The sequence below is a fragment of the Ornithinibacter sp. genome, from assembly GCF_035443565.1.
In the GTDB taxonomy this organism is placed as follows: Bacteria; Actinomycetota; Actinomycetes; order Actinomycetales; family Dermatophilaceae; genus Fodinibacter.
On record NZ_DAORSO010000008.1, the window covers coordinates 12,360 to 33,872 of the forward strand.

The window sequence follows — 21,513 nt, forward strand, 5'->3', positions numbered from 1 at the left end:
GGCGCGGAGGCATGCAGTGCTGTGGGCGTGGCGTCGACGCCCTGAGCCGGGATGTTCGGGTGGCGGCTCGATCAGAAGGGTGGTGGTTCGATCTCGAACTTCTCCGCCGCCACCAGTGGCCCGGCGTGGATGTGGTGGTGGGGATCGTCGTCGCGGCGCCTGGGGAATGTCAGGCATGCGCGATCGGGCCGGGCTCGGACGAGGTCGCCGCACCATCGCCGTTGTGCTGGCGATGGCGGGTGGGCTGTGGTGGTGGGCCGGTAGCCGTCGCCAAGCACCTCGAAGACCGTCTCGAGGATGCTCACCTCGGTAGCGGCGCTGTCGGTGGGCAACGCTGAGCCCGGGTTGTCCGATGTCGCTGCTGCTGTTGTTGCCGCTGCTGCCGTCGCCACCCCTCTTGCCGGACGCTGGTAGGGCGCTGGAGTCAAGGGGTCGATAGGCCCGGCGACCGCCGCAGGCAGGGTGAGCAGGTCGAGGTAGTTGCGGGGCCAGGTCACGAGGTGTCTGCCGACGGGGTCGGTCCAGGCCGCGGTGCCGTCAACGCCCAGGCGCACGCTCCATCCGGGTCGTTGTTTGATCCGGTGGTGACGCCGGCACAGGCACATCAGGTTCGCGGCGGTGGTTGGGCCGGTCGGCCACCGTCGTACGTGGTCCAGGTCGCAGAAGCGGGCCGCTACCGAGCACCCGGGAAAGCGGCATCGCCCGTCGCGCGAGCGCACCAGCGCTGCCAGCTGCTTCCTTGGTCGGTACGACGCAGTCCCGGGTGAGCTTGCCGACGCCACGGTTGAACCCGCCGACGCCAGGGGTGAGCGCTGCGGCTGTGGGCGCGCGATGCCCCCGTCGAGAAGCGCGCCGGTGCGGGGGTGGCACCGTGCAAATCGCACCTTCCGCTTGGCGCCCAGGAGTTCGGCGAGCCAGGCACGCCGCACCAGCATCGGATCACCAGCAAATGGCCCGAAAGCCTCCACCAGGTCCTCCGCCCCGGACTCGTGCGGCGCAGACCGAGCAGAACTGCACGGTCGGTCGTCACCGTCAGCCTCGCGGTGGGTGGCGGCGAGAGGGTCGTCACCGGCGCCGCCCTGCTGGCGCGGAGCGGCATCAGGCGGACGCGCGGGCGCAGCAGCACCCTCCCTGCCCGCGGGGTCGGCCGGGTTCGCGGGGTTGGCTGGGTTCGCGGGGGTGGTCGGGTTGGCTGGGTTGGTCGGATCGGTGTCCTCAGCGGTGGTGATCACCACCGTCACGTCGATGTTCGCGTTTCCGGTGACCAGGTCGATCAGGGCCTTGCCACGGGCCTGCTCCAGACGGTCGCACGACCCGTCGGCGACGTACTGCCGCGCCAACGCGTCGACGGCGGCCCACCCCAACGCTGCCTGCTCCGAGGGGAACGACCCCGACCAGCGGTCAACCCCCGGTTCCTCCGCCCACCGCCGCAATCCGCCCTCTGCGCGGGCTCGGACCGCCCGTTGGCGCAGCAGATCTGGACTGACCCTCGCCAACGCGCGACGACACCGTCGCCGTAACACCGACGCGCACTCTCGACCGAACCACTCCTCCAGCCCAACGACCACGGCACGGGCGACCTCTGGCGGAGCTTCTTCGAGCTCATCGGCGAGCACCGCCGCCGCGTACCCATCCAGGCGTCCATCGCGCATCGCCGCATGCACGCCAGCCAACCCCGACGGTGCTGCGAGGGTGTCCTCAGCGTCAGCTCCGTCGGCGTCCGCGTCCGCGTCTTGTGTGTCAGGCACCTCGGAACCGTCACCATCATCGCTAGCCACGGCATCCGGACCCTCAGCAACCTGGGCGGCTGTGGATTGCCCAGCGGCTGCCAACCTGGCCGCCAACACCACCCGACGTTGCGCTTGAAGGTGCGACACCCGCAACGCGCCCGCCACCACGTCCGGCGCATCCAGGGCCACGTGCCCTGGCACCCGCCGCGACTCGATGACCAAGCCGTCCTCATCCCACTCTTCCTCGATCGCCGCCACATGCGTGATCGCCACGTCTTGCACGGCCGTCAGCATGTTGATCAAGCCCTGAGACTCCTCGATCAGGGCAGCGAGGTCAGGGCGCGATGCCAGCCCACCCTCGCGGTCCACGACCCCGGCCAAGGCCCCCACCGCCCGACTCACCTCGGACAGCTCCGCTGCCCCCACCGAGCCTGCCGTGTGCGCCCAGCCTGCTGTGTCCGCCCAACCCGCTGTGTCCGCCCAGCCCGCCGTCTCCACCGAGCCTGGGAACCTGGCTGTCGACAGTTCGGGATGCCGGTCGCCACTGCGACCCGCGGTCACTCCGAGGTCAGACACGTCACCCTCCCCTGCCCGAAATTCGCTGTTCCCCAGCGTGATAGCCCCACGGCTGAACACGCCGCCCACCCTCTCGCGGGTGATACGGCAACCCTAGGCGCGGCCACCGACAGGGCCTTCCGACCAGTCTGCGAGGGATGCCGTCCATCCGGCAGCGGACGCTGGGTACGACGACTCGCGAGGCCTTGTCAGTGCTCTCTCCTACCGTGGACGCAGACCACCTGGAAAGGGGTGAGACCCGATGACCGGACACGACCTGACGATGACCGTCGAGTGCCGAACCTGCCCCGTGCGCGAGCTGCAGTGCGGTGACTGCATGGTGCCCGTGCTGCTCGACCTCGCGGCGCCCACGCTGCGAGGTGACCTCGCGCAGCAGTCGACCCTGCGTGTCGACCTCGCTCTCGACCCGCAGGAGCGCGCCGCCGTGACCAACCTCGTGCTGGCCGGGCTCGTCGACGCCGAGACCGCGTCACGCGCCCGTGCTCGGCTCGAGCCGGCGTCGCCGCACCTGGCGGGGGTTGCCGGCGACGACCGGGCCGTCGGCTGACCTCCGTACGATGGGTTGGTGTCCCGCCGGTCCTCTCTGAGCCATCGCGTGCTCGCCGCGGCGCTGACCGCCCTGGGGATGGTCGGTGTGGCAACGGTCGCAGGGTGTGCCGTCCCGGGCTCCACCCCAGCGACCTCGTCCAGCGAGTCCTTCGGCACGGCCGGCGCCTCCACCACGGCCCCGACGACGACCACGACGACGGGGGGAACGACCGCGGATGCCGGGCGGCCGGCATCCGCGTCAGAGGTCTCCGCGCTCCTCACCCGCCGTGCCGCGGCTCTGCTCGCCGGTGACGAGCAGGAGTTCAGGGCAACCGTCGCCGACCCACGCTCCAGTTCGGGTCGACGCCAGCTCGATGGGTATGACGCCGCCAGGGCGCTGCGGCTCGCCCGCCTGGAGGTCGAGAACCCAACGTTGACTGGTGACCTCGCCACCGTGGTCGTGCACTACCGGTTGGACGGGCTCGACACGGGCGACCGGGAGACCCGACTGGCCTACCGAGTGGTGCGACTGGGTGACGGGTGGGCCGTGGTGTCCGAGGAGCCGTCGGGCCCGGGTGCGAGCGCTCCGTGGGTCGCCATGCCGGGGCTGCGGGTGCACCGCACCAAGCACGCGGTGGTGGCCGGCACGGTGCCGCAGGCGAGCCTCGTCGAATACGCCGGCATCGTCGACCGCGCCAGGCCCGAGATGCATCGCCACTGGCCGGGGACGCCCAACCAGGTGCTCGTGCTCGCCCCCGCCACGGCGGAGCAGGCGGACGCCCTCCTCGGACGACCGAGAGCGGCAGAATCCGGCGGGGTGAAAGGCTCAGATGGGGCGATCGGCTCAGGCGGGGTGGACGGCTCAGGCGGGGCAGCAGGCCCAGGTGGGGCGGCAGAATCCGGCGGGACGGCTGGCTCGGCCGGGGCACGCAGCGAGGTGGCGGCCACCACCGAGGGCCCGGCCGGCCCCGACGGACGGGCGACGGGGGACCGCATCGTGCTGGACCCCGATGCCTACACCCGGCTGTCCGCCGTCGGCCGTGACGTCGTGCTCACCCATGAGCTCGCGCACGTCGCGGTGCGCTCGAGCGTGCCCGGAGCCCCTGCCACGTGGCTGGCCGAGGGCTACGCCGACCACGTCGGCTACGCCCGGGCTGGCCTTGGCGACGGCGTGCTGCTCGCACCCCTGATCACCGCGGTGCGCGAGGGGCGCGCCCCGACCGAGCTGCCTGACACCTCCGCGCTCCAGCCGACCTCGGGGAACCTCGAGGTGCCCTACCTCGCCGCGTGGCAGGCCGTTGACCTCATCGCGCAGGAGCACGGCGAGGAGGCGCTGCGAGAGCTGGTCCGGGCCGCAGCCTCCACCGGCACCGCAGCTGACGCCGAGGCCCGCACGGATGCCGCGCTCGAGACGGTGCTCGGCTCCAGCCGTGAAGAGCTCACCCGGGCGTGGCGGCAGCGGCTCGAGACCCTGGCTCGTTGACGGTCACCCCTTCCGGCAGGGGAGTGTCGGCCGCGTCGGAGTCGATGGCCTCGTCGGCGTCGGTTGCTCCCCGGGAGTCACCGGTCGGCAGTGCCAAGGATGCTGCCACGAGGGCCGCGACCAGCCAGAACTGGTTGTAGAACCCCTGCTTGTTGACCAGGTTGGCCACGGCCAGCACCAGGGCGAGCCAGCGCAGCACCTCGGCGACGTCAGGCCGTCGGCGCCACACGGCATACGCCGCGACCGCCACGATGCCGACCATGGCGGCGCCGGTCACCGCGAACGGCAGGGTCACCCCGTGCTCGTTGAGGGCGTAGAGGTACCAGGTGTTCGCGAACCGGATGGGGTGGAAGTTCAGCAGCGTGACGACGGTGTCGTTGACGAAGGCGTCGGCATCGGCGATGACCCACGGCGCCATGAGCAACCCTGCCAGGCCTCCGGTCGCGAGGGTTCTCGAGACGCCGAAAGGGCGCCAGACCAGGAGGACGGGAGCCAGCAGTGCCAGGTGCTGCTTGCTCGCGCACGCGAGCGCCAGCGGCACGATCGCCCACCACGCGTGCCCCCGGCGCACGAGGACGGCCCACCACACGATTGCGGCCGCGAGCACGGGTTCGGTCCAGGCCTGGTCGACCTGGGTGAGGGTGCCCGGGGCGAGCACGAGCACGGCGGTCACGGCGGCGGCCCGCTCGACGTGCCCCTTGGCCAGCGCCCACAGGCCGGCGTACAGCACGAGCGACCACACGAGGACGGCCCACCGCACGTCACCGGCGAGCCACCGGCCGGGAGCGGTGAGCACCGACATCCACGGCAGGTAGGGGAAGAAGTCCTGTACGCCGGGGGAGTCGGTCCACTGCTGGGTGTAGAGGTTCTCGCCGCGCCCCAGCGCATCGGCCCCCTGCTGGAGCACCACCCAGACGTCGATCTTCGGGGCGCGGTCGCCGATGACGGCGACGGCCGCCAGGGCGGTGTGGGTGAGCACCGCGACGACGTAGGCCGCTAGGGCCGTGGCGCGGCCGGGTCGGGTCAGCAGGACGGCGCAGACCAGCCCCCCGGTCGTGAGGATCGCCAGGGCCGCCGTGAGCCAACCTCCCCGCACGTAGCTGAACAGCGGGACGGTGAGCGTGATGACGACCGATCCGAGGAGAACGCTCGGGGCGAGCCAACGCGGGACGTCGATGACGAACCGGCGGGCCAGCCACCACGCGAGCAGGGCAGCGCACACGGTCAGCGTCAGCACGATCGGCACCCGGAACCGCACGACGCTCCACTGCAGCACGCCGAACCACGCGAGCCAGGCAAGCCCGAGCACCACGGCGGCCGAAGTGCCGGCAACGGCACGGGAGCGACCGGGTTCTGGCGCAGCGCTCTCGCTCCGCAGACCGGTGCCGCCGGTCTGCGACACCTCGTGGGCGTCAGCCACCGTAGAGGGCGTCGACCTCGTCCTCGAAGTCGCGCATGACGATGTTGCGCTTGAGCTTCAGGGACGGGGTGAGGTGACCGGACTCGAGGGTGAAGTCGCCGTCGAGGATGCCGAACTTGCGGATCGACTCGGCCTTGGAGACCGCGGTGTTCGCGGCGTCGACCGCCTTCTGAACCTCGGCGAGCACGGTCTCGTGCGCGCGGGCAGCGGCGAACGGCACCCCCTGCATGCCGTTGTTCGCTGCCCAGCCGGGGTACATGTCCGCGTCGAGGGTCACGAGGGCTGCGATGAAGGGCTTGCCGTCGCCGACGACGACGCACTGGCTGATGAGCGGGTGGGCCCGCAGGGCGTCCTCGAGGACCGCGGGGGCGACGTTCTTGCCACCGGCGGTGACGAGGATCTCCTTCTTTCGACCGGTGATCCGCAGGAAGCCGTCGTGGTCGAGCTCACCGATGTCGCCGGTGCGGAACCACCCGTCCTGGATCGAGGATGCCGTCGCCTCGTCGTTCGCGTGGTAGCCGCGGAAGACGTTGACGCCCCTCAGCAGGATCTCGCCGTCGTCGGCGATCCTCACGTCGACGCCGGGCAGGGGGAGGCCGACCGAGCCGATCCGCATCGCCGACGGGCGGTTCACAGTGGCCGGCGCCGTGGTCTCGGTCAGGCCGTAGCCCTCGAGGATCGTCACGCCGATGCCCCGGAAGAAGTGGCCGAGCCGCGTGCCGAGCGGTGCACCACCGGACACGGCATACTGGATCTCGCCGCCCATCGCGTCGCGCAGCTTCGCGTAGACGAGCTTGTCGAACACCGCGTGGCGCACGCGCAGGCCGAGCGGAACCGCACCCGAGTCCCGGGCCTGCGACCACGCGATGGCCGCCGCTGTGGCTCCGGCGAAGATCTTGCCCTTGCCGCCGGCCTCGGCCTTGGCCTCGGCGGAGTTGTAGATCTTCTCGAACACGCGCGGCACGGCCAGCACGAACGTCGGCTTGAAGGTGGCGAAGTCGTCGAGCAGGGCCTTGAGGTCGGAGGAGTGCCCCATCCGCACCCCGGCCGTCACCGCCAGCACTTCGATGAACCGGGCGAAGACGTGGGCGAGGGGCAGGAAGAGCAGGGTGGAGGCGCCCTGGCCCTTGACGACCTCGGCGATCTCCTCGCTGGTGTTCTCGGCCAGGGTGAGGAAGTTGCCGTGGGTCAGCTCGACACCCTTCGGGCGGCCGGTGGTGCCCGAGGTGTAGATGATCGTCGCGAGGCTGTCGCGCTGAAGGGCCGAGCGACGAGCCGCCAGGTCGGCGTCGTCGACGTCGTCGCCGTCCTGGCTCAGGCTGTCGATGTCCCCCTGGCCGATGACCCAGACCTCCCGAAGGCCGGGCAGGCGCGAACGGGACGCCTCGACGGCGGCGAGGTGGGCGGCATCCTCGACGATGACCGCGACGGCGGCGGAGTCCGCGAGGATCCACTCGACCTGGTCGGGGGAGGACGTCTCGTAGATCGGGACCGGGACGGCCCCGGCCGACCAGAGGGCGAAGTCGGCCACCGTCCACTCGTAGCGGGTGCGGCTCATGATGCCGACGGCCTCGCCGGGGGCGATGCCGGCCGCCATGAGGCCCTTGGCGAGAGCGGCCACGTCGGCGGCGAACGTGGCCGCGGTGACGTCGGTCCACTCCGACCCCGACCGCACCGAGAAGGTCACCTTGCCGGGGTTGGCGCTCGCCTGACGACCCGGCAGGTCGGCCAGGCTCCCGCTGGAGGTCTCAGGCAGGATCAGCGGCATGGACTTCTCGTGCACGGGTGGCTCCTTGGGCGACGACAGGGCTTCGTGAGGGCAACGGACAGGGCTTCGTGACCCACTGTAGAACCCGCCAACGCGGGCACCCGCGAATGACGGCGGCCCGGTGCGGGTAACGTGCCGTCCCATGGCCGACCGCACCCAGTCCTCGATCGAGATCGCCGCCGAACCCGGGGACGTCCTCGACGTCATCGCCGACTTCGAGCGCTACCCGGAGTGGGCGCACGAGGTCAAGTCGGCGACCCTGCTCACCGAGGACGGGGACGGCTGGGCCGACCAGGTGGAGTTCCGGCTCGACGCGGGGGCCATCAAGGACCACTACGTGCTCGAGTACGACTGGAACGTCGCCGAGGACGGCACGGGCAGCGTGTCCTGGCACCTCGTGCGGGCCAACCTCCTGAAGGGCCTGAACGGCACCTACACGCTCGACCGTGTCACCGGCGGCACCAAGGTCACCTACGACCTCGAGGTCGAGCTGACGATGCCGATGATCGGCCTGCTGAAGCGCAAGGCTGAGAAGCACATCATCAACCTCGCCCTGTCCGAGCTCAAGAAGCGCGTCGAGGGCTGAGCCCCGCCATGCCCCGCGTCGTCCTCGTGACCGGCAAGGGCGGCGTCGGCAAGACGACGACCGCCGCCGCCACGGCCGTGCGGGCTGCGCGGTCGGGTCTGCGGACCCTGGTCATGTCCACGGATGCCGCACACAGCCTCGGTGACGCGCTCGACGTCGACCTGCGCACCGCCCGTACCTGGGACGACAGCCACGCGGTCGAACCCGGGTTGCACGCCCTCGCCGTCGGCGCACACACCGCTGTCGAGGCCGACTGGCAGGTGGTGCGCGACTACCTGCTGGGCGTGCTGGACGCCATGGGCGTGGACCCCGTCGTCGCCGACGAGCTGACCTCGCTGCCCGGTGCGGAGGAGGTCACGGCGCTGGCCGCCCTCGCCCTGCAGACCCAGCGCGGCCAGTGGGACCTCGTCGTCGTCGACTGCGCCCCCACCGCGGAGACCCTTCGGCTGCTCGCCCTGCCCGAGGTCCTCGGCTGGCACCTGGATCGCCTGCTGCCCGCACAACGACGACTGCTCACGGTGCTGCGCCCGGCGGCATCCGCCGCCACGGGGGTGCCGGTGCCGGGCCCGGAGGTGCTGCTCGTCCTGCGTGCCTGGCGCGACCTCATGGTCGAGGTCCGCACCCTGCTCACCTCGCCCCGGGCCAGCGTGCGCGTGGTGCTCACCCCGGAGCGGGTCGTCATCGCCGAGAGCCGTCGGGTGCTCACCTCGCTCTCGCTCCACGGCTACGCCGTCGATGCCGTCGTCGTGAACCGGGTGCTGCCCGCGTCCGCGCCGGGCGACACCGACCCGTGGCGGGCGGCGTGGACCGCGGCCCAGGCCAGCGGGTTGGAACGGGTGCGGGAGTCCTTCCGCGGCATCCCCGTCCTCATCGCCCCCTACCTCGCCGGCGAGCCGATCGGGGTGCAGGCACTCGAGGCGCTCGCCACCTCGACGACGTCCGAACGTGGCGCGGTGCCGGCGATCATGGACGACGTCGACGTGCCGGTCATGCGGGTCGCGGCGGACGGTGACGACTTCGTGCTCAGCCTGCCGCTGCCGCTCGTGTCGGCGGGTGAGGTGGAGATGGCCCGCCGTGACGACGACCTGGTCATCGAGGTGGGCGGGCAGCGGCGCGTCGTCACCCTCCCGTCGGTGCTGCGCCGGTGCATCGTCCAGAATGCCGATGTCGGCAACGGAGTGCTGCGGGTGCGGTTCGAACGGGACGAGGAGCAGTGGGCCAGTGGGCGCTGATCGCTGGGATGAGCAGGTCGGGTCGGTCGCCGACGAGGCCGCCAAGCTGCTCGAGAGCCTGCGCCGGTCGGCGGAGACCGCCAGCGGCGCCGCCCCGGCCGGCCCCGCTGGCGCCGGCGAGCCCGCTGGCGCAGAGGCGCACGAGCCCAAGGGTCGACATGAGGGTGAAGGTGAGGGTCGACGCGACGGTGAGCGCCCGGCATCCGAGGCCGGTGGCCACGACCCCTTCTGCACCTGGTGCCCGCTGTGCCGCACCGCCGAGGTCGTGCGCTCGCTGAGCCCTGAGACGATCATCCGCCTGGCCGACCTCGCGACCCTGGCCGCCACGGTCCTGGCCGATTTCGCGAGCGCTCGTGCGGCGGACGCACCCCCGAACGCCCCCTCGGATGCCGGGAAGTCGCCGTCGCGGCGACCCGCGGCGTCCGCGGCACCGCGACCCAGCCCCAGCCGCCCCATCCCGGTGAGGGACGCCGAGCCCGTCAGCGCCGACGGACAGGGCAAGGACCCGAAGGATACGCCCAGTGGTTGAGCAGGGTCTGGCGATCGGCATCGACATCGGCGGCACGAAGGTGGCCGGCGGGGTCGTCGACGCCGACGGGGTCGTCCACGAGCGGGCCCGTCGCAGCACCCCTCACCGGTCGACGAGCCCGCGCGTCGTCGAGGACACCATCGTCTCGGTCGTCGAAGAGCTGCTGGACAGCAGCACGGGGCCGATCGTCGCGGTCGGCATCGGTGCCGCCGGCTTCGTCGCGGCCGACCGCGCGACCGTGGTCTTTGCCCCACACCTGTCCTGGCGCAACGAACCGCTGCGCGACGCCCTCGCCAGCCGGGTGGCGCTGCCGACCTTCGTCGACAACGACGCCAACGCCGCGGTGTGGGCCGAGCACCGCTTCGGTGCCGGGCGCGGCGAGAGCCACCTCGTCATGGTCAACCTCGGCACGGGGATCGGCGGGGGCATCGTGCTCGACGGTCAGGTCATCCGTGGCCGGCACGGCATCGCGGGCGAGTTCGGGCACATGCAGGTCGTGCCCGACGGCATCCGGTGTGAGTGCGGCAACCGGGGGTGCTGGGAGCAGTACGCCTCCGGCAACGCGCTCGTGCGGGAGGCCCGGGCGCTGTTCTCCGCGGGAAGTCCCGTCGTCTCCGACCTCTTCGACCGGGTCGGTGGCCGGCCCGAGGACCTCACCGGCCCACTCGTCACCGAGGCCGCCCGCGACGGCGACCCGCTCGCCTGCGAGCTGCTGGCCGAGATCGGGCGTTGGCTGGGGCTCGGCATCGCCGACCTCGCCGCTGCCCTGGACCCCGGCACCTTCGTCATCGGCGGGGGTGTGAGCGCAGCCGGCGAGCTGCTGCTCGAGCCGGCGCGGGCGGCCTTCCGTCGCCAGCTGACCGGCCGTGGGTACCGCCCGGAGGCGACCATCGTCGCGGCCGAGCTGGGCAACGAGGCCGGGCTCGTCGGTGCCGCCGACCTCGCCCGCACCGACGCCCTGGCGCGCTGAGGTCGACCTCGGTGACCACGCTGCGGGTGGCGACCTACAACACGCGCGACTTCCTCGACGACCACCGGCTGGCTGCCCGGATCGTGCGCGCGGTGGCGCCCGACATCCTGTGCCTGCAGGAGGTTCCTCGCCGACTCTTCGCGACCTGGCGCGTGCGTCAGTTCGCGGCCGCGACCGGCATGACCTGGCCCGGCCGTCACCGGAGCAGCGGAGGCACGACGATCTTCGTCTCCGACCGGGTGCGGGTGCTCGACTGTCACCACTCCCGGCTGCCGGTGCGCTGGCCGGACCGCACCCGTGGCTACGCCGTCGTGCGGGTCGCCGCGCCGGGCGGGACCGAGTTGACGGCCGTGTCGGTGCACCTCAGCCTGAAGCCCGACGAGCGGGTCGTCCACACCGAACGCATCCTGCAGGCGCTCTCGGACCGCGGCTCGCTCATCATCGCCGGCGACCTCAACGAGGGCGACACCGGCGCCGCGTGGCGGCTCATCGACGTCCCTGACCGGATGAGGCTGGTGTCCCCGGCGGCCCCGACGTTCCCGGCGAAGCGGCCGCGGCGGGTGCTCGACGTGGTGTTCGCGTCACCGGACCTGCGCGTCAAACCGCACCGCGACGTGCTGTTGCCGGATGCCGTGTGGGCGCAGGCGAGCGACCACCGGGCCACCTGGGTCGACCTCGAGGTCTGAGCCTGCGCGAGCGGTGCCCGCTGTGGGATCCCTACCTCCCGGGAGTGCGCCTCAGATGCGCGCGCCGTCGTCTCCGCTCGTGGGGTCGCGGTGTGCGGGCTGGCGCAGCACGAGCAGGGCGAAGCCGAGCAGTGAGACGACGACCGACGCCACGAACCACCGGGTGCTGTGGAACGGGCGGGCGAACACGACGTAGAGCAGCATGAGCGGCCCGGCGACCAGGCCGATGACGGCACCCCAGAAACCGAGGTCCTCCTGCGGCGGCAGGGTGACCTCGGGGGGCTCGAAGTGCGGCTCCTCCGCGGCGATGGCCGCCTCGAGGGCCTCCTCGGCGTCGGCGGCGGCGCGTTCGGTGGCGGCGTCCTGGGGCTCGGGGGTTCGCCAGGCCGACGCCGGGATGATCAGGTTGAGGGGGGAGGGGTTGACCCAGGGGTCGCGTGGTGCGGGTGCGGCTGCCTCCGGCCCGGCGGACTCCGACTGGTCCGCGTCCCGCGGCGGCCCGTCTGCGGAGTCGCCGGGGACAGCGGAGTTGCTGGAGCTGGCGGAGCCAGCAGCGGACTCGGGCCCGGCCGCAGGATCCGCGGGGGAGTCGTCGGTGACGGGGGCACCTGCCGGTGCCACGGCATCCGACTCATCGACCGCCGAGTGCTCCCACTGCGCCACGATCGAGGCGAAGCGCGCATCGACGTCGCGTTCGTCCATGTCGCCGGGCCGGTCTGGCACGGGGTCTCCTCGGGTGGTGCGGGCGGGGGCTTCGATCTTCGCATGCGATCAGATCAGGACAGCTATGTGATCCAGTGCACTAGGCTGCGGGCGACGCGCAAGGAAGGGTGGTCCGGTTGTTCTACTGGGTGCTGAAGACGGTCATTCTCGGGCCGATCCTTCGCCTGCTGTTCCGGCCGTGGGTCGAGGGGTCGGAGAACATTCCCGAGACCGGTGCGGCGATCTTCGCCAGCAACCACCTCTCCTTCTCGGACTCGATCTTCCTGCCGCTGTGCGTGCCGCGGCGGATGACCTTCCTCGCCAAGTCCGACTACTTCACGGGTGAAGGCATCAAGGGCCGGCTCACGGCCGCCTTCTTCAAGGGTGTCGGGCAGCTTCCCGTCGACCGCTCCGGTGGGCGCGCCAGCGAGGCCGCGCTGCGCTCGGGGCTGAAGGTGCTGCGCCGCGGCGAGCTGCTCGGGCTCTACCCCGAGGGCACGCGCAGCCCCGACGGTCGCCTCTACAAGGGCAAGACCGGCGTGGCGCGCATGGCGCTCGAGGCCGGGGTGCCCGTCATCCCCGTGGCGATGATCGACACCGACAAGGCCCAGCCGACCGGCAAGAAGATCCCCAAGCTGATCCGCGTCGGGGTGCGCATCGGTGAGCCGCTGGACTTCTCCCGCTACGAGGGCATGGAGGGCGACCGGTTCGTCCTGCGCTCGATCACCGACGAGATCATGTACGCGATGATGGAGCTCTCCGGTCAGGAGTACGTCGACATGTACGCCACCGCGATGAAGGACCGCATCGCCCGCGAGAAGAAGAGCAAGGCCAAGGAGGCCCAGCAGGCGTCTCAGCCCGGCCGGGCCGTCTCCGAGCTGGAGGGCGTCCTGGACGCCGAGGGTCTCGACGACGACAGCGGGCCGCAGCGCCGCGCGAGCTGACCGGGGGGTCGTGGTGGGGGTGCTCGGGCCGAGCTCGGAGCGCACGGGACGTCGCGAGCCCGTCGTGGTGGAGTCCTTCCACCGCGGGCTCGACGTCTACCGCCCGCTCGCCACGCTGTATGCCGCGTGGCTGGCCTGGCAGCGCCACGAGACGATGGTGCGGCCCTGGGTGGCCGTGGTGGTGCTCGCCGTCATGCTCGCCTGGTCGGTCGGCCTGCTGTTCTACCGGCGCCGCACCGTCGGGGTCGTCGTCGTCGAGGTGTCGATCGCCGTCGCCGGCATCCTGGCCACCCTGCTCGCCGAGACCCCCGAGTCCATCGCCGCGGGGCAGTTCACCCTGCCGACGATCTGGGCGGCGGGCTCGGTCGCCGGTGGGGCCGTCGTCGCCGGCGCCCGCGGAGGGCTCATCGCGGCGGCGGTGATCGCCATCGCCGACCTCATCGAGGTGGGCCGCCCGACCCAGACGACCATCCACAACATCGTCCTGCTCGTGCTCCTCGGCGGCCTCATCGGCCTGGCGGTCGACCTCGCCCGCCGTGGCCTCGAGGGTGAGGAGCAGGTGCTGCTCGAGCGCGAGCGGTTGCACGAGCGCGAACGCATCGCCCGCGTCGTCCACGACGGCGTCCTGCAGTCACTGGCCTACATCCACCGGCGCGGCGAGGACATCGGGGGCGAGGCCGCCGACCTCGCCGCGATCGCTGCCGAGCAGGAGCGCTCGCTGCGCCGCTTTGTGTCCGGGACCGGGGCGCCCGACGCGGGCGGTGCCGTCGCCGACCTGCGGGCGGCTCACGGGGAGGAGACCGACCTGCGGATCGCCCTCACGGCCCGTGAGCGCCCCGATGTCACCGTCGCGGTGCCGGCCGACCCGGTGCTCGTCGACGTGCTCGTCGCCCACGAGGTCGATGCAGCGCTCGCCGCGGCCCTGGACAACGTCGACCGTCATGCCGGGCCGGGTGCGCGGGCGTGGGTGCTGCTCGAGGGTGACTCCTCGGGCCTCGAGGTCACCATCCGCGACGACGGGGTGGGCGCGCAGCTCGCCGATGTCTTCGATGCCGCCGATCGGGGCCGTCTCGGGGTCAGCTCATCCATCCGCGGCCGCATCGAGGACCTCGGCGGCACCGTCACGTGGACCACCCGCCCCGGCGGAGGGTGCGTGGTCCGGATGACCATTCCGCGAACCGTCAAGGAGCGAGCATGACCACGACCCCAAGGGATGCCGGGGGGTCACCCTCCGCGTCGGCCCCGGGTGACGCTGCGCCGACCGTCCTCGTCGCCGACGACCACCCGTTGTGGCTCTCGGCCCTGGAGCGGGACCTCACCGAGCGGGGCCTGCGCATCGTCGCGACGGCCACCGACGGCCCGTCGACCGTGCGCCGAGCCCGCGCGACCCGGCCCGACGTCCTCGTCCTCGACCTCAACCTGCCGGGGATGCGCGGTGACGAGGTGTGCCACGCCCTCGGTGACCTGCCCACCCGGGTGCTCATCCTCTCCGCGAGCGGTGAGCAGCGTGACGTCCTCGCGGCGATCAAGGCGGGAGCCACCGGCTACCTCGTGAAGTCGGCATCCGCACAGGACATCGTCGATGCCGTGCACGCCACCGCCCGCGGGGAGGCCGTGTTCACGCCGGGGCTCGCCGGGCTCGTCCTCGGGGAGTTCCGCCGGATGGCCGACGGGTCGTCGTCGGCGACCGCCACGGCATCCGAGGTGTCCGGCACCGGTGCCACGGCTGCCGGGGCTGCTGCTGAGGAGCGCCGCCGCCCCATCCCCGAGCTGACCGAGCGCGAGACCGAGGTGCTTCGCCTCGTCGCCACGGGCATGTCGTACAAGGAGATCGCGGCCGAGCTGTTCCTGTCGCACCGCACGGTGCAGAACCACGTGCAGAACACGTTGGGCAAGCTGCACCTGCACAACCGGGTCGAGCTCGTGCGCTTCGCGCTGGCCCGCGGCCTCGAGGACGAGGGCTCCGCGCAGGACTGAGCGCGGCGACGGCTCGGTCACGGGTCCCGGGGCGCTGCGTCCACACGTGGGCCTCCGTCGACGCGTTGGTTCCCTGCGCCTGATTCGCTGAGGGCGACCCGATAGGGGTGCTGCTGAGGGCCCTTGCGTCGCACAAGGACTTCCTTGCCCGACGCAACGAACCCCCGACAGGCCTCGGGGGCAAAAGGCTGCGGATCAGCCCCGGGAGGGGGTGCGTGCAGGCTCGTTGCATGAGTGAAGGAATTCATTGCCCGACGCAACGACCCGTACAGCAGACCCCAGGTCCGCTCTCTCAGAAAAGGAGCGGGTCTTCGCGGAGTCTGGCCGCCCGGCGAGGGCGGAGGCCGCGTCCGCCTGAACGGATGCGGGCGCGACCGGCATACGGGCAGACGCAGGCGGGCGCCGCACTGGACCTATCCTTGCCCGGTGAGCACGACCACCGCACCAGACCCCCGCCAGCGGCTCGCCGCCGGTGCCGAACTCCCCGCTGCCCAGCAGCCGGTCTGGCCCGACGCCGACGCACTCGCCGAGGCCGTGGCCACCCTGGCCAGCTACCCGCCGCTCGTCTTCGCCGGCGAGTGCGACGTCCTGCGCGAGCGGATGGCCGCCGTCGCCCGCGGTGAGGCCTTCGTGCTCCAGGGCGGCGACTGCGCCGAGACCTTCGCCTCCGCCACGGCCGACAACATCCGTGACCGGGTCAAGACGATCCTGCAGATGGCGGCGGTGCTCACCTACGGCGCGTCGGTGCCCGTCGTCAAGGTCGGCCGGATGGCAGGGCAGTACGCCAAGCCCCGGTCGAGCAACTTCGAGACCCGCGCCGGCGTGACCCTCCCGGCGTTTCGCGGCGACATGGTCAACGACTTCGACTTCACGCCGCAGTCGCGTACCCCCGACCCCCAGCGACTCGTGCGGGCGTACCACGCGAGCAGCGCCACGCTGAACCTCGTGCGGGCCTTCACCACCGGTGGGTTCGCCGACCTGCGCCACGTCCACGACTGGAACAAGGGCTTCGTCGCCAACGCCGCGAACGCGCGCTACGAGCGGCTCGCCAAGGACATCGACAAGGCGATGAAGTTCATGAACGCCTGTGGTGCCGACTTCGAGGCGATGCGCACCACCGAGTTCTTCTCCGCCCACGAGGCCCTCGTGCTCGACTACGAGCGGCCCCTCACCCGGGTCGACTCGCGCACCGGTGAGCTCTACGACACGTCCGGGCACTTCGTGTGGGTGGGGGAGCGCACCCGCGACCTCGACGGCGCCCACATCGACTTCGTCGCCTCCGTGCGCAACCCCGTCGGCATCAAGGTGTCGGCCAACGTCGATACCGACGACCTCCTGCGGATCATCGACAAGGTCGACCCGCAGCGTGAGCCCGGCCGCCTGACCTTCATCACCCGCATGGGCTCGGGCCGCATCCGTGAGGCGTTGCCGACCATCGTGGAGAAGGTCACGGCATCCGGTGCCTCGATCACCTGGGTGTGCGACCCGATGCACGGCAACACCTTCGAGTCGGCGTCGGGCTACAAGACCCGCGACTTCGACGACGTCGTCGAGGAGGTCGAAGGCTTCTTCGAGGTGCACCGTGGCCTCGGCACGGTCCCCGGCGGCATCCACGTCGAGCTGACCGGCAACGACGTCACCGAGTGCATCGGTGGGTCCGAGAAGATCCTCGACGCCGACCTGAACCTGCGCTACGAGACGGTGTGCGACCCGCGCCTGAACCACCAGCAGAGCCTCGAGCTGGCGTTCCTCGTCGCCGAGATGCTGAACCAGGACTGACCTCGGTGCGCGCCGACCTGCTCTCGGACACCCTGACCCGGCCGACCCCGGCCATGCGCCAGGCCATGGCGCACGCCGAGGTCGGTGACGACGTCTTCGGCGAGGACCCCACGGTCCGGGCGCTGGAGGACAAGGTCGCCGCGCTGCTCGGTCACGAGGCCGGGCTGTTCGCACCGACCGGCTCCCTGGCCAACCAGCTCGGGCTGCGCCTGCACGTCGGCCCCGGCCAGGAGCTCGTGGCCGACCAGCTGGCGCACGTGCTGCGTGCCGAGCTCGGGGCGGCGGCGGCGTTCTCGGGCATCACGAGCCGGTCCTGGCCCAGCGAGCGCGGGCTGCTCGACCCGGCGGGGCCGATGTCGCTCGTCACGACCGGGGTCGGGCCCTACCAGGTCGAGACCTCGCTCGTCGTGCTGGAGAACACCCACAACTTCGGTGGCGGCACGGTGCAGCCGATCGAGGCCATCCGTGAGGTGCGGGCAGCCACCCAGCCCCTCGGGGTGGCGATGCACCTCGACGGGGCGCGGCTGTGGAACGCCCACGTCGCGACCGGGGTGCCGCTCACGGCATACGGCGAGCAGTTCGACACGGTCAGCGTGTGCCTGTCCAAGGGGCTCGGTGCCCCGGTGGGCTCGGTGCTCGTGGGCTCGGCGGAGCACATGGCGCAGGCCCGGATCTGGCGCAAGCGGTACGGGGCGGGGATGCGGCAGGTCGGCATCCTGGCGGCGGCCGGCATCCACGCCCTGGACCACCACCTCGATCGTCTCGACGACGACCACGCCCGGGCTGCGCGCTTCGCCGCGGCGTGTGCCGAGGCGGCTCCTGCGTCGGTTGACGCCGCGACCGTCGAGACGAACATCGTCGTGCTCGACGTCGGTGCGCTCGGCTGGCGGGCACCGGCGTTCGTCGCCGCCCTCATCGAGCAGGGCGTGCGCACGTATGCCGTCGGGCCGGGTCGGGTGCGCTTGGTGTGGCACCTCGACGTCGACGACGCGGGCACGGACGCCGCCATCGACGCCGCGACGACCCTCCTGCGTACCCAGATCGACCAATAGGACGCTCGGGGCACGAGCCTGCACGGGCGTTGGCGTACCGAGATCGACCAATAGGTCACTCGAGGTACGCGGTACGTCGAGTCTGCTCGGTCAGACGTCGTGGTGCAGGGCTTCGACCGGAGGGTCCTCCGCGGCGGTGGCGTCCGGGTCGCGCGGGGTCGACTTCAGCTCCACGAGGTACATCGCCGTCACCACCATGGCGCCGCCGATCAACATGCGTCGGGTCAGGCTCTCACCGCCGAGCAGCACGGCGAAGAACGCGGCGAACACCGGCTCCAGGGCCATGACGATGGCCGCCCGGGTCGCCGTGAGGTGGGCCTGCGCCCAGGTCTGCGACCACAGCGCACCGGCACCGGCGATGAGCGCCATGTACAGCAGCGATGCCCACTGCCCTCCGTCGGCAGGCAGGGTCAGCCCGCCCGGGACGGCGGCGACGCCCGTGACCACGGTGATCACCCCAGCCTGCACGGTGGCCAGACCGACCGCGGCCTGCGCCGTCGACCACCGTCCGAGGGCGACGATGTGGCCGGCGTAGAGAACGGCGGAGAACAGGGTCAGCGCCTCGCCCGCCCCGACGGCAAACCCCTGGAGTGACAGCACCGCCAGCCCGGCCGTGGCCAGGGCGACGGCAGCCCACGTCACCGGCCGGATGTGCTCGCGCAGCAGCACCGCCCCGAGCACCGGGGTCAGCACGACGTAGGTGCCCGTGATGAAGCCCGAGACCGACGCGTCGGTGTGCTGCAGGCCCATCGTCTGCAGCACCTGCGCAGACCCGTACAGCACCCCGAGAACGACCCCGATGCGCAGGTCGCGGCGACTGAGTGCCAGGGTCTGGCGCCGGAACAGCGCGAACATGACGATGGCGGCGATGCCGAAGCGCACCGTGAGGAAGTCGGCCGGGGGCACGGTCTCGACGAGGTCGCGGATGAGGAAGAACGTCGAGCCCCACACGGCGGTGACGCCGACGAGCAGCAGCGTGGCGAGCCGGGTCCGCCCGGCGGGAGCAGTCATGGCGCCGCTCAGACGATCGTCAGGGTGATGGTGCTGCCCTTGGGCGCCTGGCCGCTGCCCGGCTCCTGCAGTCGCACGGTGCCGAAGAACCCGCCGAGGGCCTTGCGAACGGTGACCTTGAAGCCCGCGGCCTCCAGCGCCGCGCGGGCCTGGTCGACCTGCTGCCCGACCACGTTGGGGACGTCGACCATGACCGGGCCCTTGGAGACGACCAGCGTCACGGTGTCGCCCTTGAACAGGGTGCCGTCGTTCGGGCTCTGGCTGATCACCATGCCCTTGGCGACCGTGTCGCTGTTCTCTTCCTTGCTGGCGTCGACCTTCAGCCCGAGGTCGGTGAGCGACTTCTGCGCAGCGGCGGCGTCCTTGCCGGTGTAGTCGCGCACCTCGATGGGTTTGCGGCCCTTGCTCACCGTGAGGTTGACCTCGACGCCCTTCTTCAGGCTGGCACCGGGCCCGGGGTCGGCCGAGATGACCTCATCCTTGGGCACGGTCTCGTCGAAGACCTCCTCGACCTCGCCGACGACGAGGTTGACCTCGGCGATGCTGGCCGTCGCCTCGGTGAGGGTCATCCCGACCACGGGCGGCACCTCGTAGCGTTCCGGCCCCTTCGACACGACGACGGAGACCCCGGCACCGCGCCGGATCGTGTCGCCGGCACCCGGGTCCGTGGAGATCACCTGGCCGGCCGGGACGACCTCGTCGAAGGCTTGCGTCACGGTCGGGGTGAGCGCCGCGTCGTCGATGGCAGCCACGGCGGCGGCCTCGGTCTGACCCAGCACCGAGGGGACGGTCGCCATCGCGCCCGGACCGAGCATGAAGAACCAGGCCGTCAGGGCGGCGATGAGGGCGGATGCCGCGATGGCTGGCCACCAGCGTCGCGTCCCACCCGATCGGCCTCCACCGACGACCACCCTGCCCTCGAGCGGGGCAGGAGGAGAGGGGGACGAGGCGGGCAGGGCAAGGGCCCGGGTGTCGGTGTGCGGGCGGGTCGTGACGCTGCCGGATGCCGTCGCGGAATGGCTTCCGGGCATCGGCAGGGCGGCGGTCGCGGCCGGGGAGGCGGCGGCGGTGGTCGGCAGGGCGGCAGCCGCGAGCGCCTCGGCGCCGGCGGGTCGTGAGTCCAGGGCTGCGGGGGACAGCAGGGCCCGGGTGCGCCGCAGCATGGTGAGCAGGGCCGCGGCATCCGCGGGCCGGTGGTCGGGGTCGCGGGCCGTGGCGGCGGCGACGAGGTCGTCCAGCGCCGGGTCGAGGCCTGGCACCCGGCTGGAGGGCAACGGCATCCCTCCGTGGACGTGCTGGTAGGCGACGTGGATCGCCGTGTCGCCGGTGACGGCCTTGGTGCCGGTGAGCATCTCGAACAGCATCAGCCCGGCGGCGTAGACGTCGCTGCGGGCATCAGCGATGCCCCGCTCCACCTGTTCGGGGGAGAGGTAGGCGACGGTGCCGAGCAGCACACCGGACGTGCTCGTGACGGTCTGGCTGGTTACGGCTCGGGCCAGACCGAAGTCGGCGACCTTGACCGTGCCGTTGTCGTTGATGATGACGTTCTCGGGCTTGACGTCACGGTGGATCAGGCCGTTGGCGTGGGCCTCGCCGAGGGCGAGCAGCACCGGTTCGAGGATGTCGAGCGCGGCGCGCGGGGTGAGGGCCCCCTCTTCGCGCATCACCTCACGCAGGGTCAACCCAGGAACGTGCTCCATGACGAGGAACATGACGTCACCGTCGCGACCCTGGTCGTAGACGGCGACGACGTTGGGGTGCGACAGGGATGCCGCCGAGCGCGCCTCGCGGTGGAAGCGGGTGACGAAGCTCTCGTCGTGGACGAGGTGCTCACGCATGACCTTCAGCGCCACCTCGCGACCGAGGCGCTCGTCGAGGGCCAGGTAGACGGTGGCCATTCCGCCGTCGGCGAGTCGACGGAGCACTCGATAGCGCCCGTCGAGGGTGCGCCCGATGAGCGCGTCGCCGTTGGATGACACCGTAGGAGTGTACGTAGATCCGGGCTGCGATCCGTCATCTGAGGGCCCCGTCGCAGGTGTGTCCTCCCGCCGGACACGGGTGCTGTGGCACGCTAAGCGCCGTGAACGAGACCCCGCAGAGCGAGACGAACGACGCCGCAGCAGCCGCACCCGGTGCTGACCTCGAGGCACTGGTCGGGGAGTGGCTGACCGTTCCGGACATCGCCGAGCGCCTCGGTCTGCCGTTGTCGACGGTGCGCCGGCTCATCGAGGACCGTGAGCTGCTCTCCCACCGCATCGGGGAGCGGCGGGTCGTGGCCGTTCCGGCGGGCTTCCTCACCGACGAGGGGCCGCACCACGCCCTCAAGGGCACGTTCACCGTGCTGGCGGACGGCGGGATGACCGACATCGAGATCATTCGCTGGTTGCACACGCCCGACGAGACGCTTCCCGTGCCGGGCACGCCGCTCAACGCCATCCACGCGGGCTTCAAGACCGAGGTGCGCCGCCGCGCCATGGAAGAAGCGTTCTGACCGCGGGCTGACCCTTCCGCCGGGGCAGCGGCTGCGCCACGATGGGGGT

At 71.8% G+C, this 21,513-nt stretch carries 19 protein-coding genes; 13 read left to right on the forward strand and 6 right to left on the reverse strand.

Going from position 1 to position 21,513, the window contains the following annotated elements; genetic code table 11:
* Positions 1 to 71: 71 nt before the first annotated feature.
* Entirely contained in the window at positions 72 to 2,033 is a 1,962-nt protein-coding gene (locus PLL68_RS02200; protein ID WP_502910625.1) for an HNH endonuclease signature motif containing protein, read from the reverse strand.
* 514 nt (positions 2,034 to 2,547) lie between these two features.
* Between PLL68_RS02200 and PLL68_RS02205 the strand changes: the two genes are divergently transcribed.
* Entirely contained in the window at positions 2,548 to 2,853 is a 306-nt protein-coding gene (locus PLL68_RS02205; protein WP_324531229.1) for a hypothetical protein, read from the forward strand.
* 18 nt (positions 2,854 to 2,871) lie between these two features.
* Positions 2,872 to 4,317: a hypothetical protein gene (locus PLL68_RS02210; RefSeq protein ID WP_324531231.1), complete on the forward strand. Its 1,446-nt coding sequence runs from the start codon at positions 2,872 to 2,874 to the stop codon at positions 4,315 to 4,317.
* Here PLL68_RS02210 and PLL68_RS02215 read toward each other — a convergent pair.
* Positions 4,274 to 5,737 carry a hypothetical protein gene (locus PLL68_RS02215; RefSeq protein ID WP_324531233.1) on the reverse strand — a complete coding sequence of 488 codons (1,464 nt, stop codon included), beginning with the start codon at positions 5,735 to 5,737 and terminating at the stop codon, positions 4,274 to 4,276. The genes PLL68_RS02210 and PLL68_RS02215 overlap by 44 nt on opposite strands.
* Entirely contained in the window at positions 5,730 to 7,520 is a 1,791-nt protein-coding gene (locus PLL68_RS02220; protein WP_324531235.1) for an AMP-dependent synthetase/ligase, read from the reverse strand. Before PLL68_RS02220 ends, PLL68_RS02215 begins: the two co-directional genes overlap by 8 nt.
* Positions 7,521 to 7,647: 127 nt before the next feature.
* Here PLL68_RS02220 and PLL68_RS02225 point away from each other — a divergent pair, with 127 nt between their 5' ends.
* Genes PLL68_RS02225 through PLL68_RS02245 form a run of 5 tightly spaced genes read left to right on the forward strand, consistent with a single transcriptional unit; the run spans position 7,648 to position 11,508 of the window.
* The gene (locus PLL68_RS02225; RefSeq protein WP_324531237.1) at positions 7,648 to 8,091 is read left to right on the forward strand and encodes an SRPBCC family protein; all 444 of its coding nucleotides are present in this window, start codon (positions 7,648 to 7,650) and stop codon (positions 8,089 to 8,091) included.
* A gap of 8 nt (positions 8,092 to 8,099) precedes the next feature.
* Positions 8,100 to 9,323 (forward strand): ArsA family ATPase, encoded by a 1,224-nt coding sequence (locus PLL68_RS02230; protein WP_324531239.1) that lies wholly within the window; start codon positions 8,100 to 8,102, stop codon positions 9,321 to 9,323.
* The gene (locus tag PLL68_RS02235) at positions 9,313 to 9,852 is read left to right on the forward strand and encodes a hypothetical protein (protein WP_324531241.1); all 540 of its coding nucleotides are present in this window, start codon (positions 9,313 to 9,315) and stop codon (positions 9,850 to 9,852) included. The genes PLL68_RS02230 and PLL68_RS02235 overlap by 11 nt, the downstream gene beginning before the upstream one ends.
* Complete coding sequence (locus tag PLL68_RS02240) at positions 9,845 to 10,822, forward strand: ROK family glucokinase (protein WP_324531243.1); 978 nt, start codon at positions 9,845 to 9,847, stop codon at positions 10,820 to 10,822. Before PLL68_RS02235 ends, PLL68_RS02240 begins: the two co-directional genes overlap by 8 nt.
* A gap of 11 nt (positions 10,823 to 10,833) precedes the next feature.
* The gene (locus PLL68_RS02245) at positions 10,834 to 11,508 is read left to right on the forward strand and encodes an endonuclease/exonuclease/phosphatase family protein (protein ID WP_324531245.1); all 675 of its coding nucleotides are present in this window, start codon (positions 10,834 to 10,836) and stop codon (positions 11,506 to 11,508) included.
* Between the two features lie 51 nt (positions 11,509 to 11,559).
* On the opposite strand, the gene PLL68_RS02250 is transcribed toward PLL68_RS02245, so the two are convergent.
* Positions 11,560 to 12,231 carry a hypothetical protein gene (locus tag PLL68_RS02250; protein WP_324531247.1) on the reverse strand — a complete coding sequence of 224 codons (672 nt, stop codon included), beginning with the start codon at positions 12,229 to 12,231 and terminating at the stop codon, positions 11,560 to 11,562.
* 116 nt (positions 12,232 to 12,347) lie between these two features.
* Between PLL68_RS02250 and PLL68_RS02255 the strand changes: the two genes are divergently transcribed.
* The 5 genes from PLL68_RS02255 (at position 12,348) to PLL68_RS02275 (ending at position 17,962) form a co-directional block, all read left to right on the forward strand.
* On the forward strand, positions 12,348 to 13,154 hold the full coding sequence (locus PLL68_RS02255; RefSeq protein WP_324531249.1) for a lysophospholipid acyltransferase family protein: 807 nt from the start codon (positions 12,348 to 12,350) through the stop codon (positions 13,152 to 13,154).
* 10 nt (positions 13,155 to 13,164) lie between these two features.
* Positions 13,165 to 14,352 (forward strand): MacS family sensor histidine kinase, encoded by a 1,188-nt coding sequence (gene macS / locus PLL68_RS02260; RefSeq protein ID WP_324531251.1) that lies wholly within the window; start codon positions 13,165 to 13,167, stop codon positions 14,350 to 14,352.
* Positions 14,349 to 15,131 carry a response regulator gene (locus PLL68_RS02265; protein WP_324531253.1) on the forward strand — a complete coding sequence of 261 codons (783 nt, stop codon included), beginning with the start codon at positions 14,349 to 14,351 and terminating at the stop codon, positions 15,129 to 15,131. The genes macS and PLL68_RS02265 overlap by 4 nt, the downstream gene beginning before the upstream one ends.
* Before the next feature lie 426 nt (positions 15,132 to 15,557).
* Positions 15,558 to 16,910, forward strand: a complete 1,353-nt coding sequence (locus tag PLL68_RS02270; protein ID WP_324531255.1) for a class II 3-deoxy-7-phosphoheptulonate synthase — start codon at positions 15,558 to 15,560, stop codon at positions 16,908 to 16,910.
* Between the two features lie 5 nt (positions 16,911 to 16,915).
* On the forward strand, positions 16,916 to 17,962 hold the full coding sequence (locus PLL68_RS02275) for a threonine aldolase family protein (RefSeq protein WP_324531257.1): 1,047 nt from the start codon (positions 16,916 to 16,918) through the stop codon (positions 17,960 to 17,962).
* 90 nt (positions 17,963 to 18,052) lie between these two features.
* Here PLL68_RS02275 and PLL68_RS02280 read toward each other — a convergent pair whose 3' ends face one another.
* Positions 18,053 to 18,973 (reverse strand): DMT family transporter, encoded by a 921-nt coding sequence (locus PLL68_RS02280; protein ID WP_324531259.1) that lies wholly within the window; start codon positions 18,971 to 18,973, stop codon positions 18,053 to 18,055.
* Positions 18,974 to 18,981: 8 nt separating this feature from the next.
* The gene (gene pknB, locus PLL68_RS02285; protein ID WP_324531261.1) at positions 18,982 to 20,952 is read right to left on the reverse strand and encodes a Stk1 family PASTA domain-containing Ser/Thr kinase; all 1,971 of its coding nucleotides are present in this window, start codon (positions 20,950 to 20,952) and stop codon (positions 18,982 to 18,984) included.
* 101 nt (positions 20,953 to 21,053) lie between these two features.
* Between pknB and PLL68_RS02290 the strand changes: the two genes are divergently transcribed.
* Positions 21,054 to 21,464, forward strand: coding sequence for an Rv2175c family DNA-binding protein (locus PLL68_RS02290; RefSeq protein WP_324531263.1), 411 nt, complete (start codon positions 21,054 to 21,056; stop codon positions 21,462 to 21,464).
* The last annotated feature ends 49 nt before the right edge of the window (positions 21,465 to 21,513 follow it).